Origin of the sequence: Roseibium sp. (assembly GCF_039982295.1) — a bacterium.
Lineage (GTDB): Bacteria > Pseudomonadota > Alphaproteobacteria > Rhizobiales > Stappiaceae > Roseibium.
Genome location: NZ_JBDWYP010000033.1, coordinates 100734 through 118818 on the forward strand (window position 1 = coordinate 100734; position 18085 = coordinate 118818).

General features: G+C 58.3%; 15 protein-coding genes. 12 read left to right on the forward strand and 3 right to left on the reverse strand.

The genetic code is table 11. From position 1 onward, the window contains the following. Positions 1-6: 6 nt before the first annotated feature. From ABJZ52_RS05700 to ABJZ52_RS05735, 8 genes are all read left to right on the forward strand, one after another. Entirely contained in the window at positions 7-660 is a 654-nt protein-coding gene (locus ABJZ52_RS05700; RefSeq protein ID WP_348189718.1) for an RNA-binding protein, read from the forward strand. Between the two features lie 7 nt (positions 661-667). Then, a complete protein-coding gene (gene infB, locus ABJZ52_RS05705) occupies positions 668-3337 on the forward strand; it encodes a translation initiation factor IF-2 (protein ID WP_348189716.1) in 2670 nt (889 codons plus the stop codon). A gap of 104 nt (positions 3338-3441) precedes the next feature. Beyond that, complete coding sequence (gene rbfA / locus ABJZ52_RS05710; RefSeq protein ID WP_348189714.1) at positions 3442-3864, forward strand: 30S ribosome-binding factor RbfA; 423 nt, start codon at positions 3442-3444, stop codon at positions 3862-3864. Between the two features lie 84 nt (positions 3865-3948). Continuing rightward, entirely contained in the window at positions 3949-4896 is a 948-nt protein-coding gene (truB, locus tag ABJZ52_RS05715; protein WP_348189712.1) for a tRNA pseudouridine(55) synthase TruB, read from the forward strand. Between the two features lie 207 nt (positions 4897-5103). Further along, entirely contained in the window at positions 5104-5373 is a 270-nt protein-coding gene (gene rpsO / locus ABJZ52_RS05720) for a 30S ribosomal protein S15 (RefSeq protein WP_153770344.1), read from the forward strand. 238 nt (positions 5374-5611) lie between these two features. Beyond that, complete coding sequence (pnp, locus tag ABJZ52_RS05725; protein WP_348189710.1) at positions 5612-7738, forward strand: polyribonucleotide nucleotidyltransferase; 2127 nt, start codon at positions 5612-5614, stop codon at positions 7736-7738. A gap of 145 nt (positions 7739-7883) precedes the next feature. Beyond that, positions 7884-8696: a 4-hydroxy-tetrahydrodipicolinate reductase gene (gene dapB, locus ABJZ52_RS05730; RefSeq protein ID WP_348189708.1), complete on the forward strand. Its 813-nt coding sequence runs from the start codon at positions 7884-7886 to the stop codon at positions 8694-8696. Positions 8697-8725: 29 nt separating this feature from the next. Further along, entirely contained in the window at positions 8726-9346 is a 621-nt protein-coding gene (locus ABJZ52_RS05735) for a 2,3-bisphosphoglycerate-dependent phosphoglycerate mutase (RefSeq protein ID WP_348189706.1), read from the forward strand. A 74-nt stretch (positions 9347-9420) separates the two neighbouring features. Here ABJZ52_RS05735 and ABJZ52_RS05740 read toward each other — a convergent pair whose 3' ends face one another. The 3 genes from ABJZ52_RS05740 to ABJZ52_RS05750 are packed head-to-tail and all read right to left on the reverse strand — an operon-like array spanning position 9421 to position 12126. Next, positions 9421-10422, reverse strand: coding sequence for an adenosine kinase (locus ABJZ52_RS05740; RefSeq protein ID WP_348189704.1), 1002 nt, complete (start codon positions 10420-10422; stop codon positions 9421-9423). A gap of 25 nt (positions 10423-10447) precedes the next feature. After that, entirely contained in the window at positions 10448-11338 is an 891-nt protein-coding gene (locus ABJZ52_RS05745) for a prephenate dehydratase (RefSeq protein ID WP_348189702.1), read from the reverse strand. 53 nt (positions 11339-11391) lie between these two features. Next, complete coding sequence (locus ABJZ52_RS05750; RefSeq protein ID WP_348189700.1) at positions 11392-12126, reverse strand: 3-deoxy-manno-octulosonate cytidylyltransferase; 735 nt, start codon at positions 12124-12126, stop codon at positions 11392-11394. Positions 12127-12323: 197 nt separating this feature from the next. Here ABJZ52_RS05750 and ABJZ52_RS05755 point away from each other — a divergent pair, with 197 nt between their 5' ends. The 4 genes from ABJZ52_RS05755 to ABJZ52_RS05770 all read left to right on the forward strand — a co-directional run bounded on the left by ABJZ52_RS05755 (position 12324) and on the right by ABJZ52_RS05770 (position 18082). Beyond that, positions 12324-12881, forward strand: a complete 558-nt coding sequence (locus ABJZ52_RS05755) for a cytochrome c family protein (protein ID WP_348189698.1) — start codon at positions 12324-12326, stop codon at positions 12879-12881. A gap of 300 nt (positions 12882-13181) precedes the next feature. Further along, positions 13182-15062 carry an extracellular solute-binding protein gene (locus ABJZ52_RS05760; protein WP_348189696.1) on the forward strand — a complete coding sequence of 627 codons (1881 nt, stop codon included), beginning with the start codon at positions 13182-13184 and terminating at the stop codon, positions 15060-15062. Continuing rightward, the gene (locus ABJZ52_RS05765; protein WP_348189694.1) at positions 15059-16933 is read left to right on the forward strand and encodes an extracellular solute-binding protein; all 1875 of its coding nucleotides are present in this window, start codon (positions 15059-15061) and stop codon (positions 16931-16933) included. The genes ABJZ52_RS05760 and ABJZ52_RS05765 overlap by 4 nt, the downstream gene beginning before the upstream one ends. Before the next feature lie 30 nt (positions 16934-16963). Then, a complete protein-coding gene (locus ABJZ52_RS05770; protein WP_348189692.1) occupies positions 16964-18082 on the forward strand; it encodes a microcin C ABC transporter permease YejB in 1119 nt (372 codons plus the stop codon). The last annotated feature ends 3 nt before the right edge of the window (positions 18083-18085 follow it).

Below are 18085 nucleotides of genomic sequence, written 5' to 3' on the forward strand. Positions count from 1 at the left end.
TGGCAGGTGCCAAGAAAGAGTGAGCCGACCGAGCGGCAATGTGCCGTAACACGGGAGGTTCAGCCGGTAGATCGCATGATCCGCTTCGTCCTGGACCCTGAGGGAAAGGTCGTCCTGGATCTCAAGCGGGTTCTTCCCGGGCGCGGCGTATGGGTGACGGCAGCGGACGAAACGGTCCGGCTTGCTGAAAAAGATAGGAAACGGGTGTTCGGCCGCGGGTTCAAGTGTGAAGCCATTGTCGAACCGGGACTTACGGAGCGTGTTGACGCGCTTCTGGAAAAAGCGGCCTTGTCCGCGCTTTCCATCAGTCGCAAGGCTGGGGAGCTCGTGACCGGGTTTTCGAAAGTTGAAGCTGCCCTTCGACGGGACTCTGTCGTGGGGCTGATCCACGCTTCGGATGCAGCCGAGGATGGGATTCGAAAGCTGGCGGCGGTGGTCGCAAGCCGAGGTGAGACCGCAAACGGGCTGCAGATCGTCCGTTTGTTCGATTCGACTCAATTGAATTTGGCATTGGGTCGGTCAAATGTGATACATGCTGCACTGCTTGCGGGTCAGGCGAGCGAAAACTTCCTGTCGCGGGGACGCGAACTCGAGGTTTTCCGGTCGAATTCCGCCATAAAAGATATAGACAACGCAGCTGGTGCAGTTGCGCAGGACTGAAGGCAATATGAGCGATACGAAAAACCCAGGCGACAAGACAATCAGTGTTGAGCGGAAAACGCTCGGCATCAAAAGGGGTGGTGGTGACCAGGGGACTGTTCGCCAGTCCTTCTCGCACGGCCGGTCCAAAGCCGTCGTCGTGGAAAAAAAGAAGCGTCGTGTCGTCGTGCCGGGTCAGGAGCCCAAGGCTGAACAGCCCGCGCTTCAGACACAGCGGCTTGAAAAGCCTGCCGAGGTAGCTCCGCGCAAGCCGCAGCCGGACGCACAACAGGCAGCACGTCGTGCTGCAGGTGCTTCTGGCCAACGGCAGCAGAAGGGCGGCAACGTTCTGCGGACGCTGACCAAGGAAGAAGCGGCAGCACGCAGTGCAGCGCTCAAGATGGCGCAGGTTCGCGAAGTCGAAGAGCGCAAGCAGGCCGAGATCGACGCCAAGCGTCGTGCCGAGGAAGAAGCGCGCCGCAAGGTCGAGGAAGAAGCTCGACTGAAGGCGGAAGAAGAAGCGCGCAAGATTCGCGAAGCTGAAGAAGCCAAGCAGGCTGCGTTGAAGGCTGAGGAAGACGCAAAGGCTGCGGCCGCGGCTCCAGCCAAGCCGGCTCCGGCAGCAGCCAGGCCTGCACAAGGTGGTGCCCGCGCTGACAAGCCGGCTGGCGCAGCTGCACGTCCGGCCGCTGGACGCGACGAAAAGCCTGCGGAAGATGACAGCCGCAAGCAGCCGCTTCGTCCGGTCAAGCGTCAGAAAGCAGCTCCTGCCCCGACGACGACACGCCCGCGTACCGGCGACGATCGCCGTCGCTCGAAGTTGACGATTTCCGCCGCGACCGGTGGCAACGACGAACAGCGTTCGCGTTCGCTGGCATCGCTGCGTCGTCGCCGCGAGAAGGAAAAGCGTGGCGGTCAGCAGGTGGTGCGCGAAAAGGTCATGCGTGAAGTCACGCTGCCTGAGGCAATCACCATCCAGGAACTGGCGAACCGCATGACCGAACGGTCTGTGGATGTGATCAAGCTGCTCATGAAGCAGGGCCAGATGCTCAAGATCAACGATGTGATCGATGCGGATACCGCTGAGCTCATCGCCGTTGAAATGGGCCACACGGTCAAGCGCGTCTCCGAAGCGGACGTTGAAGAAGGCTTGTTCTCCACCGAGGACGATGACGGCACAATGCAGTCGCGTCCGCCTGTCGTGACCATCATGGGCCACGTCGACCACGGTAAAACGTCCTTGCTTGATGCCATCCGCAACTCGAAGGTTGTGACTGGCGAAGCCGGCGGCATCACTCAGCACATCGGCGCGTACCAGGTCGAACAGGGTGGCAACAAGGTCACCTTCATCGATACTCCGGGCCACGCTGCCTTCTCGCAGATGCGTGCTCGCGGTGCGAAGTCGACCGATATCGTGATCCTTGTGGTTGCTGCTGATGACGGTGTCATGCCGCAAACCAAGGAAGCCATCGCGCATGCCCAGGCTGCCGATGTTCCGATCATCGTTGCGATCAACAAGATCGACAAGCCGGGTGCAGATCCGAACCGTGTTCGCACCGAACTGCTTCAAGACTCGATTGTTGTCGAAGGCATGGGCGGTGACGTCATCGACGTTGAAGTCTCGGCCAAGGACGGCACGAATCTAGACAAGCTGCTGGAAATGATCCTGCTGCAGTCTGAAGTTCTCGAACTTCAGGCCAATCCGGACCGGACGGCCGAAGGTATTGTCGTTGAAGCACAGCTCGACCGTGGCCGTGGCCCTGTTGCGACCGTTCTCGTCCAGAAGGGCACTCTGCGCCCGGGCGACATCGTTGTTGCGGGTGCCGAGTGGGGCCGTGTTCGCGCGATGCTCGATGAAAATGGCGATCAGGTGAAAGAGGCTGGTCCTTCCAAGCCGGTCGAAGTTCTCGGTTTCCAGGGCACGCCGGCAGCTGGTGACATGGTCGCCGTTGTCGAGAACGAAGCCCGCGCTCGTGAGATCGTTGACTACCGTCAGCGTCAGATCCGCGAGAAGGCGTCCGTTGTTGCCTCTGGCGCCCGTGGTTCGCTTGAGCAGATGATGAACCGGCTGCAGGAAACTGGCCGCAAGGAATTCCCGCTTGTCCTCAAGGGTGATGTGCAGGGTTCTGTCGAGGCCATCGTCCATGCGCTCAATGAACTGGGCACCGATGAGGTCAGCGCACGGATCCTGATGTCCGGTGTTGGTGGCATCACGGAAAGTGACGTTACGCTTGCAGCTGCTTCCAAGGCTCCGATCATCGGCTTTAACGTTCGTGCCAACAAGCAGGCTCGCGAAGCGGCCAGAAGCGATGGCATCGAGATCCGCTATTACAACATCATCTACGATCTCGTGGATGACATCAAAGCGGCGATGTCCGGTCTTCTGTCTCCGGAACGGCGCGAGACGTTCCTCGGCAATGCGGAGATCAAGGAGATCTTCCACATTTCCAAGGTCGGCAAGGTCGCAGGTTGTCTGGTTACCGAAGGCATGGTCGAGCGTGGCGCGGAAGTCCGCCTCATTCGCGACGACGTCGTCATCCACGAAGGCAAGCTGGGTACGCTCAAGCGCTTCAAGGACGAGGTCAAGTCTGTCGAATCCGGTCAGGAATGCGGCATGAACTTCGTCAACTATCAGGACATGCGCGCAGGCGACGTCATCGAATGTTTCCGCGTTGAGCATCTCGCTCGTTCGCTCTGATAGTCAGGGTTCTGTAAAATCAAATACGCCGGCGCCGCATTTTCAGCCGCGCCGGCGTGTTGCATTTGGCGCCGGTCTGCCAGCGCAGGAAATGGATTGAAATCATGACACGACAACACGGACAGGGTGCCAAAGGCCCTTCGCAGCGGCAGTTGCGCGTCGGTGAACTTGTGCGCAAGGAGCTGTCGGACATTCTGACACGCGGTGAAATCGCCGATCCTGAACTCGAGGGCGTCATTGTGACCATCCCGGAAGTTCGCATGACACCGGATTTGCGCCTCGCATCCTGCCTTTTCATGCCGCTTGGCGGTGGTGACGGCGAGAAGATCGAAAAGGCGCTGAACCGTTGCGCGAAATATCTGCGTGGCCTGGTGTCCCGCCGGATGACCATGAAATATTCGCCAGATCTCCGCTTCGTGCTCGATACACGCTTCGATGACGATGACCGGATCGAAAGCCTGCTGCATTCGCCGGGCGTTTCCAGAGACCTGGCAACGGACGCTGACAGCGACGACGACCAGGACTGAGTTTCAGGCATTCCGGCGCGGTTGCAATTGGCGCGAGGCAAAGCTCCTTGCGGCGACCGGCTTCAAGACACAATCGGACCCTTCATGGCGCGTCAAAAACAAGTCAAAAGAAAACGCAACGCGATCAACGGATGGCTGGTGCTCGACAAGCCTTATGGCATCACGTCCAACGACGCACTCGGCAAGATCAAGCGGATCCTGTCACCGCAAAAAGTCGGCCATGCCGGCACACTCGATCCACGGGCATCAGGCTGTCTGCCTCTGGCTTTCGGCGAGGCGACCAAAACCGTCTCTTTCGTGATGGACGGGCGCAAGGTTTATCGTTTCGAAGTGACCTGGGGCGCGGAAACCACCACTGATGACACTGAAGGCGAAGTGACCGCGACTTCCGACGTCCGGCCGCAGGCTGCTGATATCGAGGCTGTCCTGCCGGAATTCGTCGGCACGATCATGCAGGTGCCGCCGATTTTCTCCGCGATCAAGGTCGATGGCGAACGCGCCTATGATCTTGCACGCGATGGCGCTGACATCGAACTTGAGGCGCGGCCCATCGATGTTCATCGCCTTCACCTTGTCGAATGTCCGGATGAAAACCGTGCGGTGATCGAGGCAGAGTGCGGCAAGGGCACTTATGTGCGCGCGCTGGCCCGCGATCTTGGCCGGCGTCTTGAAACGCGCGGCCACGTCACCGAACTGAGGCGTCTTCTTGTCGGGCCGTTTGGCGAAGAGGACATGGTTACGCTTGACGATCTGCTGGAAGCTGCCGACGAGCGCGAAGAAGGCGAGGGCATCGAGGCTCTGGTCGATGAGTTTATCCGCCCGGTTCGCGAAGCGATGGACAATCTTCTCGAGCTCCCGGTTTCTCTCGAGGATGCCGGGAAAATTCGTCAGGGAATGGCGATTTTGCTACGTGGCCGGGAGGCGCCTTTGAACTGCGAAACCGCCTTTGCCAGCCACGCCGGCGAGCCTGTTGCCATCGGCGCCATCGACAAGGGCCGCTTCCAGCCGGCGCGTGTCTTTAACCTTGGCTAGGTCGCGCTTCGCGGCTCCCCAAGAAATCACTGGAAATGGCGAAGGTTTTCCGCCATATTCCGCCGCCATTGGGCCTGTTGGCTCAATTCGTCCGTACCAACCTTTGCTGACCGACATCTCGGCTCTGGTGACGGTGCGGATCAGGCCGGTTTTCCGGCACCATCTAAAGTCGGGCGTGCCCGGCTGCATCTTCGAAAGGAAAGAGCGATGTCGATTACCACTGAGCGCAAAGCTGAGTTGATGAAAGAATACGCCATCAAGGAAGGCGACACGGGTTCTCCGGAAGTCCAGGTCGCAATTCTGACCGAGCGGATCAACAACCTCACGGGTCACTTCAAGGATCATGGCAAGGATAACCATTCCCGCCGCGGCCTCTTGAAGATGGTTGCAACGCGCCGTTCGCTGCTGGACTACGTCCGCGGCAAGAACGAAGAGCGTTACAAGACTCTGATCGAACGCCTGGGCATTCGCCGCTAACAGGTCTGGTCAAAAAACGCGGCGGGTGGATTTGCCCGCCGCGTTTTACTATAGGAAGACACGTGACGGTCATGGGGCAGGATTGCCGGCCGCTTTCGGATCAAAACGGAAGCCGCTTGTCGTCTTGCCCGTGGCTTGTCATATCGGTAACCGGCCCATACGGGGTCGACCGATAAATGTCCCGAACAGATGCGCGGTTCGAAGACCGCAGCTCGGGACGAAGCTGTAAGGAATCATGATGTTTGATGTTCATCGTGTAGAAGTCGAATGGGGCGGTCGTCCGCTCGTATTCGAAACCGGCAAGATTGCCCGTCAGGCCGACGGCGCCGTGATGGCGACCTATGGCGATACCAAGGTACTCGCCACTGTTGTTTCCGCGAAGTCGCCGAAGCCTGGTCAGGATTTTTTCCCGCTGACCGTAAACTATCAGGAAAAAGCATATGCTGCGGGCAAGATCCCGGGTGGCTTTTTCAAGCGTGAAGGACGTCCTTCCGAGCATGAGACGCTCACCTCGCGCCTGATCGACCGTCCGATCCGTCCGCTGTTCGCTGATGGCTACAAGAACGACACCCAGGTGGTGATCACCGTTCTGTCGCACGACATGGAAAACGCTCCCGACATGCTGGCCATGGTTGCGGCTTCCGCAGCCCTGACGATCTCCGGTGTTCCCTTCATGGGCCCGATCGGTGGCGCACGCGTTGGCATGATCAACGGTGAGTTCGTTTTGAACCCGCTGATCGACGACATGGCTGAGTCTGCCCTCGACCTCGTTGTCGCAGGTACCCAGGACGCTGTCCTGATGGTTGAGTCCGAAGCCAAGGAACTGGACGAAGACACGATGCTCGGCGCCGTGATGTTCGGTCACAAGGGCTTCCAGCCGGTGATCGATGCAATCATCAAGTTGGCCGAGACAGCTGCAAAAGAGCCGCGTGAATTTTCCATGCCTGACCACTCCGCTCTTTATGAGCAGATCAAGGGTCTGGCCGGGGATGATCTCAAGGCCGCTTACGCGATTACCTCGAAGACCGAGCGCAAGAACGCTGTCGACGCGGCCAAGGCCAAGGTTGTTGAAGCGCTGATCGACAACGGCGGCGAAGACGCTCCTGAAGCAACCGTTCTTGGCGGTGAATTCAAACATCTCGAAGCCGAGATCGTTCGTGGCGCCATTCTCGACACCGGTTCGCGCATCGATGGCCGTGACCTGTCCACCGTCCGTGCGATCACGTCGGAAGTTGGTATCCTGCCGCGCGCTCATGGCTCCTCGCTCTTCACCCGTGGTGAGACACAGGGCCTCGTCGTAGCAACCCTTGGCACAGGCGAAGATGAGCAGTTCATCGACGCTCTGGAAGGCACCTACAAGTCCCATTTCATGCTGCACTACAACTTCCCGCCCTACTCGGTCGGTGAAACGGGCCGCATGGGCTCCCCGGGACGTCGTGAAATCGGTCATGGCAAGCTCGCATGGCGTGCAGTGAACCCGATGCTCCCTGCGCATCATGAGTTCCCATACACCCTTCGCGTGGTTTCCGAGATCACCGAGTCGAACGGTTCGTCTTCCATGGCAACCGTTTGTGGCACGTCTCTGGCTCTCATGGACGCCGGTGTTCCGCTCAAGGCGCCTGTGGCCGGCATCGCAATGGGTCTGATCAAGGAAGGCGAGCGTTTCGCAGTCTTGTCCGACATCCTTGGCGATGAAGATCACCTCGGCGACATGGACTTCAAGGTTGCAGGTTCCGAAAACGGCATCACTGCGCTGCAGATGGACATCAAGATCCAGGGCATCACCGAAGAGATCATGAAGGTCGCGCTCGCTCAGGCGAAAGACGGCCGCGTGCATATCCTCGGCGAAATGGCGAGCGCCATCTCCGAAGGCCGCGCCGAGCTCGGCGAACATGCGCCACGCATCGAAGTGATGAAAATCCCGGTCGACAAGATCCGTGAAGTCATTGGTTCGGGCGGCAAGGTCATCCGTGAAATCGTCGAGAAGACCGGCGCAAAGGTCAACATCGAAGACGACGGCACCGTCAAGATCGCATCTTCCGATGGCAAGGCCATCCAGGCTGCTGTGAACTGGATCAATTCCATCGCAGCTGAGCCTGAAGTTGGCGTGATCTACGAGGGTACGGTCGTGAAGTGCGTCGATTTCGGTGCATTCGTGAACTTCTTCGGCGCCAAGGACGGCCTCGTGCACATTTCCCAGCTTGCTCCACGCAAGGTTGCCAAGGTCACCGACGTGATCAAGGAAGGTGACAAGGTCTGGGTCAAGCTCATGGGCTTCGATGAGCGTGGCAAGGTTCGCCTCTCCATGAAGGTCGTTGACCAGGAGACAGGCAAGGAAATCGAAAAAGAAGCCGAGCAGGGCTAAGCTTTCGAATTGAATGATCTGAAACAGGGCGGATCCGGTTTTCGGTTCCGCCCTGTTTTCGTTTGTGGTTGGCGCTTCCAGGACGATTTGCGAAGTCTCACGAAGCTGCTATACCGCATCCACTTGTTTCAAGATGGGGATAGGCATGAGTGAAATGCGCCTAGTTGTTGTCGGCGCTGCTGGCCGGATGGGCCGCGCACTCGTGCGCGCCGTAGCTGAAACCGAAGGCGCGCGCGTTTGTGCCGCGATCGAGCGCAGCGGCTCCGAATTTCTTGGTCAGGACATCGGTGAACTGGCCGGCGTTGGAAAACTTGGCATTGCGGTCACGGAAGATGCGCTTTCCGCCTTCGCGGCAGCTGATGGCGTTCTGGATTTCACCGCCCCGGTTGCGTCTCTCGAATTTGCCGAACTTGCAGCTCAGGCGCGCATCGTCCACGTGATTGGCACAACCGGTTGGGCGGAAGATGAGGATAAACCACTTTTTGCGGCTGCACGTCATGCGCGAATCGTAAAGTCGGGCAATATGAGCCTTGGCGTCAATCTCTTGGCCGCACTGGTTAAAAAAGCGGCTCTGGCTCTTGATGCGGACTTTGATATCGAGGTTCTCGAGATGCATCACAAGCATAAGGTTGATGCGCCTTCGGGAACCGCATTGTTGCTTGGTGAAGCGGCAGCCGAAGGGCGTCAAATCCCTCTGGCTGAACACTCTGTACGCTCACGGGACGGGATCACCGGCGCCCGCAAGAGCGGCGACATTGGTTTCGCCACCCTTCGTGGTGGTTCGGTGATTGGTGAACACTCGGTGATTTTCGCCGGCGAGGGGGAGCGCATGGAGCTGACCCATCGTGCGGAAGATCGCCAGTTGTTTGCGAAGGGTGCAGTCAAGGCAGCGCTTTGGGCTTTCGACAAGAAGCCCGGATTTTATTCGATGGCCGATGTTCTCGGCCTGAACGACTGACATTTTGTTGAGAAATTGGGAGATCGGTTATGGAACGCCTTTTGGTGCTTGTCCGCCACGGTCAAAGCGAGTGGAATCTGAAAAACCTGTTCACCGGCTGGAAGGATCCTGACCTTACGGAACAGGGTGTTGCCGAAGCCAAGAATGCTGGCGTGCAATTGCATGACATGAAGCTGCAGTTCGACATTGCATATACGTCTGTTCTGCAGCGCGCCCAGAAGACGCTGACACTCATTCTTGAAGAGCTCGGCCAACAAGGTCTGGAGACGATCAAGGATCAGGCTCTGAACGAGCGCGACTATGGCGACATCACGGGCATGAACAAGGATGAGGCGCGTCAGCAGTTTGGCGAAGAGCAGGTCCACATTTGGCGCCGTTCCTTCGATATACCGCCTCCGGGCGGAGAAAGCCTCAAGATGACGGCTGAACGCGTTCTGCCTTACTACCGCACGGAAATCCTCCCTCAGGTGTTGTCAGGCAAACGGACGATTGTCGCTGCCCATGGCAACTCCCTGCGTTCCTTGATTATGGAACTCGAAGGATTGTCGCCGGAAGAGATCCTGAAACGTGAACTGGGCACAGGCGCGCCGGTCATCTACCGCCTGGATGAAGATGGCAAGGTTATCAGCGTCGAAGATCTCGCTGACTGATAGTGCATTGTGTTTGAATATGAAAAAGGCGGCCAATCGGCCGCCTTTTTTGGTTTTTGGTGATCGTAATGGGCTCAGACTTCAAAGCCGCCCTGCTCGGCGATCGCCTTCAGTGGCTTTTCAGGGCGAGCGCCCACATGCCCAATCACGTTCGAGGCGCACAGGCAGCCCAGTTCCGTCGCGGACTTCAGATCGTAATCCCGAGCCAGGCCAAACAGGAAACCGGAGGCGAAAAGGTCGCCGGCGCCAGTGAGGTCGACCACTTCATCAACAGCTTTGGCCTCGGCTTTGACAATCTCGGTCGCGGTGATCGCCATTGCGCCGTCCTCGCCGAGGGTCAGTGCCGTCAGAGCGCCACAGTCGCGGGCCGCGCCAATGGCCGTGTCCAGATCAGCTGTCTCGTAGAGAGCCTTCAGTTCATGTTCATTGGCGAACATGACGTCGACCACGCCGTCTTTCAGAAGACCGAGGAACTCTGACCGATACCGGTTAACGCAGAAGGAATCTGACAGGGTGATACCGACCTTGCGATCATTCGCGTGGGCGATCCTGGCGGCTTCCAGGAACGCTTTCTTCGCCTCTTCAGGATCCCAAAGGTAGCCTTCCATGTAGGTAATTGCGGACGCCTTGACGATCTCCGGGTCCACGTCGGCGGGGCCAAATCGGGTGCAGGCGCCCAGATAGGTATTCATGGTCCGCTCACCGTCCGGAGTGATCAGGATCATGGAGCGAGCAGTCGGATCACTGTCAACAAGACGCGGCGTTTCGAAGTGAACTCCGGTGCCTTTCATGTCGTGGGCATAGCTGTCACCGAGTTCATCCTCGGCCACCTTGCCGAAAAACGCCGGATTTCCGCCAAGGGAGGCGATGCCTGCGGCCGTGTTGCCGGCGCTGCCGCCGGAAATGCGAACGGTCTGCCCCATCTTCTCGTAAAGGCGAACGGCCTCTTCAGTGTCGATCAGCCGCATCGAGCCTTTGACGAGATTTTCCTGAACCAGGAAGTCTTCTTCCACGTGGGCGAAGACGTCACAGATGGCATTGCCGATGCACAGGGCATCATACTTGATTTCGGTCATTTAGATTTCCTGATGGTCGACTGCATTAGATTTCCGGCGTCGGGCGCAGGGCCCGGTTGGCTTCGGGTTCCCTGATTTTCTCGCGGAATGGGCTGGCGTTGTAGACGCCAAGCATCTTGAACTCGGCGCAGTAGAATCGCAGTTCTTCGAGGGCGAGGCTGACGGACGGGTCGTCCGGATGGCCCTCAATGTCCGCATAGAACATCGAAGCAAAGAACTGCCCTTCAAGTTGGTAGGATTCCAGCTTTGTCATGTTGACGCCATTGGTCGCGAAGCCGCCAAGCGCCTTGTAAAGCGCAGCAGGCACGTTTCGGACGCGGAAGATGAAGGTCGTGATGATCGGTTGCCCGGAATTGGCTGCCTTGCGATCGTCTCGGGACAGGATCAGGAACCGTGTGGTGTTGTGGGCTGCGTCCTCAACATCTTCCCGCAGGATATCAAGGCCATAGACGTCAGCGGCCATGCGCGGTGCGAGCGCTGCGGCCGTCGGGTCATCGCGCTCGGCGATCTGACGGGCAGACCCTGCGGTGTCCGCTCCGACGACGGCGTTGAGGCCGAGTTCGCGAATGATGTTTCGGCATTGTCCAAGTGCCATGACATGGCTCTGAACGCTCTTCAGGCCCTCAAGCGGGGCTCCCTTGGGTGCCATCAGCTGAAAGCGGATCGGCATGAAGTATTCGCCGATGATATGCAGGCTGGACTTGGGCAAAAGGTGATGAATGTCGGCCACGCGCCCGGCGACCGAGTTCTCGACCGGGATCATGCCCAGTTCTGCATCGCCATTTTCCAGTGCTGAAAAACAATCCTCGAAGGTCGCGCAAGGGATGGCTTCAAAGTCAGGGTAGGCGTCGCTGCATGCCATATGTGAGTTGGCGCCGGTTTCGCCCTGAAAGACGATCTTCTTGCGGTCAGACATCGGTACTCTTCATTCCTCGATCAAGTTTGGCGATACATACCAGAGAATGGCAACTATTGCGCGGAAACAGCGGCTCGGGCCCGTTCCAGGTCGTCAGGTGTATTCACATCCATGGGCGCCGTGTCGATCAGCGAGACATCAATGCGCATGCCGTTTTCGAGGGCGCGCAACTGTTCCAGCTTCTCGCGCACCTCCAAGGGAGAGGCCGGCAGTGCGACGAACCGGTCGAGCGCGGCCCTGCGATAGGCATAAACACCGATGTGCTGAAAGAGCGGGCCGTCGCCTGTGGGGGCCGTGGCTCTGGTGAAATAGAGCGCGCGATAGGCTGTCGAAGCCAGAGGTGTGACGACGGCTTTGACGAAACTTGGGTCGTTGCGGAATTGCTCTTCGCGAATCTCCGTCATGATCGTACCGATATCAACGCCAGGGTCAGCCAATGGCGCAAAGGCAGCCCGAATCGCTTCGGGGGCAATCAATGGCACATCTCCTTGCAGATTGAGAACCACATCGTGGTTTCTTGCAGGGTCGATTGCATCGGCTGCTTCCTGAATCCGGTCAGAGCCTGATTCATGATCCGCGCGGGTCATGACAGCCTTGCCGCCATGATCACTCACCGCCTGTGCAATGCTGTCATCGTCACAGGCAACGACGACCGGTCCGATGTCAGCGTTTTGTGCCTGTTCCAGAACGCGAACAATCATTGGTTTTCCGCAGATATCTGCCAAGGGCTTGCGCGGCAGGCGGGTGGCATTGAGGCGGGCGGGAATGACGACAAGGGCGCTGGTCACGAGGGACTCCGGTTCAAAAACAACGTGCGGGACAAAGCGGCGCGCTTAGCCGCGTCCGAATGTCGTACCGTGAGTCCTTTTATACCTATGGACAGCGGCGTCAAAAAATTTGTAGGGTCCGCCCAAATCGAAAAGCTTAATGGGTCCGTGACGAAAGTTGCGGACCCGGACGCGTATTAGCTTTGGAGCCGGAGAGAATGGATTCCTTCACGCTGAATAAGGTCGCTGGTGCGGTCTTGATGGTGCTTCTTCTGACCATGGGTGTCGGAATTGTATCGGATATCATCTTTAAACCGACGATTCCGGGCAAACCTGGGTATGAAATCGTGGTTGCGAGTGCAGACTCGCAGGCCGCAGGCGCGGCGCCCGATGTCGAAGAGGTTGAGCCAATCGCCATTCGTCTTGCTTCGGCAAGCGCTGACGACGGCGCAAAGGTTGCCAAGAAGTGCGCCGCTTGCCACTCCTTCGATGAAGGTGGCGCCAACAAGGTCGGTCCTGCGCTCTGGGGCATTGTTGGCCGCGCGCCTGCGTCTCACGAAGGCTTTGCCTATTCGTCAGCCATGACCGCATACGCGGAAACTCATCCGGCCTGGACCTTCGAAGAACTCGAAGCCTTCCTGATCAAGCCGAAGGACCATATCCCGGGCACATCCATGGGCTTTGCGGGTCTGCGCAAACCTGCAGATCGGGCCAACATGATTGCCTATCTGCGTGAGCAGGCGAGCGATCCTGTTCCGCTGCCAGCTGCCGAGTAAGGCTGGAGCTTGAAGGGTGCGCCCTGTCGAATTGAAAGGCTGCGTCGCAAGGCGCAGCCTTTTTTGCTGTCCGGTTGAGGTCGTGATCGATAGGTCAAGGGCAGTGGCATCCGGGCAAAACCACACGCGCCACCCTCGTGAAAACCGGCAAGTCGTTTCAAGCTTTGCCTTAAATTTCTGTCATGTGTCGCCGGAACACGTGACGGCGACCTATTGTCTCCCCTAGTATCGCAATAAGAGATGTATTCGATGCCGGCTCGATAACGAGCCGCAGCCCATGGGCGAAGACGGAGGAATTGGATGACAGGCCACACACGGCGATCCGGGACGTTGAAAAGCCTTCTGACAGGCGTTCTGTTGGGGCTGTCATTTGCAGGCACCGCAGTACCGGCTCTTGCATCGGAACCGGAGTGGCATCAGTCAACGGCCCTGACCGGTGAGCCGAAGTATGGCGCTGACGCCTCCCATTTCGACTATGTGAACCCGGACGCACCCAAAGGCGGCCTCGTGCGTCTTTCCACGTCTGGAGGCTTTGACACCTTCAATCCGATTTTGCCCAAGGGAAATCCGGCACCCGGTGTTGGCCTCGTCTATGAGACATTGATGGAAAGTTCTTTGGATGAGCTCAATATCAGCGCGCAATACGGGCTCATTGCGGAAGCACTTCGCTACCCGGAGGACTTTTCCTGGGTCGAATACCGTCTGAATCCCAAGGCCCGTTGGCATGATGGCGAGCCGATCACCGCAGCGGACGTCATCTGGTCGTTCGAGAAGGCCACGGAACTAAGCCCGCGGGAAAAATTCTACTACAAGAATGTCACCAGTGCCGAGGAGCTTCCCGGCGGCGTCATTCGCTTTGAATTCGATACCAAAAACAACCGCGAGCTACCCCACATCATGGGCCAGCTGCTGATCTTGCCAAAGCACTGGTGGGAAGGCACCAACGCCAGCGGCAAGCCTCGCGATATCGCCAGCGGCCTTCAGGAAGCCCCTTTGGGCTCCGGTCCCTACAAGGTCCGGGATTTCTCCTTCAATCGCCGGGTCACCTACGAGCGCGTCAAGGACTATTGGGCCGAGGATCTGCCGGTAAAGGTCGGGACCGATAATTTCGACGAAATTCGCTATGACTCCTACCGCGACAGCGCGGTGCTTCTGGAGGCTTTCAAGGGCGACCAATATGATTGGCGAAGGGAGAGCATCGCCAAGAACTGGGCGACGGCCTATGACTTTCCGGCGGTGAAAAAAGGCAAGGTGGTTCTGGAAACATTCCCCGACCATGGCTCCGCCATCATGCAGGCATTCGTCCCCAACCTGCGCCGGGAGAAATTCCAGGACGGGCGGGTACGCGAAGCACTGAACTACGCCTTCGATTTCGAGAGCATCAACCGCACGTCTTTCTTCGATCAGTACAAGCGCATCTCGTCCTTTTTCGCGGGAACCGAATTGGCGCAGACAGGTCTTCCTGAAGGCCGGGAACTTGAAATCCTGGAAAGTGTCCGCGATCTGGTTCCGGCATCGGTCTTCACTGAGGAATACGAGAACCCGGTTGGCGGTGGCCCACAGCAGCAGCGTCAAAACTTGCGGAAGGCTCTGACGCTCATGAAGGCCGCAGGTTACAAGCTTGAAGGACGCAAGCTCGTCAACGCCGACACTGGTGAACCCTTCACGATCGAGTTTATTGCCCAGGATCCGAGTGCGGAGCGATATGTTCTGCCCTTTGCCAACAATCTCAAGCTGATTGGTATTGATCTGACCATCCGCGTCCTCGATACACCGCAGTACATAAATCGCGTTCGCAGCCGTGACTTCGATATGGCGACCCTGCTCTGGGCCCAATCCCTGTCACCGGGCAATGAACAGCGCGACTATTGGGGCTCGGAAAGTGCGGACAAGCAGCAGTCCTACAATTACGCCGGCATCAAGGATCCAGGCGTCGACGCGCTGATTGAGAAGGTGATCTTCGCAGGGGATCGCGAGGAACTCGTCGCCGCGACGCGTGCCCTCGACCGGGTCCTGATGCACAACCACTATGTTATTCCGCAATGGTATCTCGATATCGATCGCACAGCCCGCTGGAATCGCTTTGGCCATCCGGAGAACATCCCGGAGTATTCCAACGGCTTCCCGACGATCTGGTGGTACGACGAGGCGAAGGCCGCCAAGACAGGGGTCGCGAAATGAGGGCGCCCCTGGAGACAAATCGCCGGCGGTTTCTGAAGCTGACCGGCGGCAGTGCCCTGGCTGCCAGCCTGCCACTCGGTCCAGTGAGCGCTTTCGCCAGCGACCAGCGTCACGGACTATCTGTCTTCGGTGACTTGAAATATCCGGCTGATTTCCAGCATTTCGACTACATCAATCCGGATGCTCCGAAGGGCGGCATCTTCGTCTTCCGGGCGCCGAGCTGGTCTTACAATCAAAATCCGCGCACCTTCAACACGCTCAACTCCTTCATCCTGAAGGGCGATGCGCCTCCACGCATGGAGCTCTGCTTTGACAGCTTGATGGCGCGCGCTCTGGATGAACCGGCCGCACTCTACGGACTCATTGCCGAAAGCGTCGAGATCGAGGAGGACGGCAACACCTACATCTTCAATCTGCGTCCCGAGGCCCGTTTTCATGACGGGTCGAAGCTCACGGCGGAAGATGTTGCCTTCTCGCTGATCCTGCTCAAGGCCGATGGTCATCCTCAGATCAGCCAGGTCCTGGGCGAACTTCTCGATGCCGAAGTTCTGGACACCCACAGGGTCGCCGTTCGCTTCACAGGCAAGCAGACACGGCAGCTGCCGCTGGTGGTTGCGGAACTGCCGATCTTTTCCAAGCGGTACTACACCGCCTACGACTTCAAGCAGACGACCCTGACGCCGCCGCTGTCTTCAGGCCCGTACAAGGTCGGCAAACATGCCGTCGGACGCTACCTCGAGTATCACAAGGTCGAGGACTATTGGGGCAAGGACTTGCCGGTGTCGGTCGGGCATTCGAACTTCAATGTGCTGCGCCTCGAATTCTTCCGCGAGTATCAAGTCGCTTTCGAAGCCTTCAAGAAGGGAAATGTGACCTTTCAGGAAGAGTTCAGCTCGAAGATCTGGGCGACGGAATACAATTTCCCTGCGGTCGAGGACGGCCGGGTGATCCGCAAGGAGTTTCCGGACAACAGGCCTGCAGGTGCCCAAGGCTGGTTCTTCAACACCAGGCTGGACAAATTCTCGGACCCGCGCGTGCGCCGGGCCATTGGCTATGCGTTTGACTTCGAATGGTCGAACAAGTCGCTGTTCTACGGGATCTATACCCGCACCCAATCCTTCTTCCAGAATTCGGACATGATGGCTCAGGGCATGCCGTCCCCGGAAGAGCTTGCCCTGCTTGAACCCTTCCGGGGGCAGGCGTCAGACGAGATCTTTGGCGATCTCTATGTACAGCCGGTTTCAGATGGATCCGGCTTTGATAGGACCATGCTTCGCGAAGCCTCTCGCCTGTTGACCGAGGCGGGCTATACCCGTGACGGCTCTGTGCTGGTGGGGCCAACCGGAAAACCGCTCACGATTGAATTTCTCAACAATTCCCCAGGATATGAGCGTATCGTCCTGCCATATATCAAGAATCTCGAGCGGCTCGGGATCAAGGCAAACTTCCGCCTCGTTGACCTTGCCCAGTATCAGGCACGGCTGAATGACTTCGACTTTGAAGTGGCCAGCCGCCGGTTTTCCCTGACGGCGACATTGAGTGACAGCATCCGCCAGTTCTGGGGCTCTGAAGCCGCTGGAACCAAGGGCAGCTACAATCTGGCGGGCATTGCCGATCCGGTGGTTGACGCCCTGATGGAAACAGCATTGTCGGCCAGGAGCCGTGAGGACATGACGGTCGCGGCCCGCGCCCTCGATCGTGTCCTCAGACCGGGACACTACTGGGTGCCTCAATGGACCAAGCCGGTTCATACCGTGGCCCTCTGGGATATGTTCGGCTATCCGGAAAGGCCACCATTTTACGACTTCCCGGTCGAGACCACTTGGTGGCTGGATCTGGAAAAGGCAAAGAAGATCGGCAAGGCCGGCTAAGTGCACAAGACGAGGCGATAGAACAAGAACATGGGCGCCTATATCCTTCGACGGCTCCTGCTGATGATCCCGACCCTCGTCGGCATCATGGCAATCAACTTCTTCATTATCCAGTTCGCACCCGGCGGGCCTGTGGAGCGTGTGATCGCACAGCTTTCGGGCACGGATGTCTCCGCGACGGCCCGCATCAGCGGCGGCGGATCGGACATGGGAGGCGGCGGTGGCGACGCAGCTGGCGGTAGTGTTGCCGGTGAGAGCGTCAGCTCCAAGTACCGCGGCGCGCAAGGGCTCGACCCGGACTTCATCAAGGAGCTCGAAGCGCAATTCGGTTTCGACAAGCCACCGCTTGAGCGTTTTCTCACGATGCTCTGGGACTACGCCCGTTTCGATTTCGGCGAGAGTTATTTCCGCGACATCAAGATCGTCGATCTGATTGCGGAAAAAATGCCGGTCTCCATTTCACTCGGGCTCTGGATGACGCTTCTATCCTACGCGGTGTCGATCCCTCTCGGGATCCGCAAGGCTGTGTCCGATGGGTCTCGATTTGACGTCTGGACCTCAGGTGTGATCGTCGTCGCCTATGCCATACCGGGCTTCCTTTTCGCGGTCCTGCTGATCGTTCTGTTTGCCGGCGGCTCGTTTCTGGATCTCTTCCCCTTGCGCGGGCTCACCTCGGAGAACTGGGAAGCCATGTCCTGGCCGGCGCGCATTCTGGACTACTTCTGGCACCTGGCCCTGCCGCTGACTGCGATGGTGCTCTCGGCCTTTGCCACGACCACTTTGCTGACCAAAAACTCCTTCCTCGACGAGATCCGCAAGCAATATGTGGTCACGGCCCGGTCCAAGGGCCTGAACGAGCGGCAGGTGCTTTACGGGCACGTTTTCCGCAATGCCATGCTGATCGTCGTTGCTGGCTTTCCGGGAGCCTTCATCTCCTCCTTCTTTGCCGGATCCCTGCTGATCGAGACGATCTTCTCGCTCGACGGTCTTGGGTTGCTTGGCTTTGAATCGGTGATCAACAGGGACTACGCGGTGGTCTTCGCCACGCTCTATATTTTCTCGCTCATGGGCCTGCTTGTGAACCTGCTATCCGATCTGACCTACACCTGGATCGATCCGCGCATCGATTTCGAAACGCGGGAGGTCTGAGCA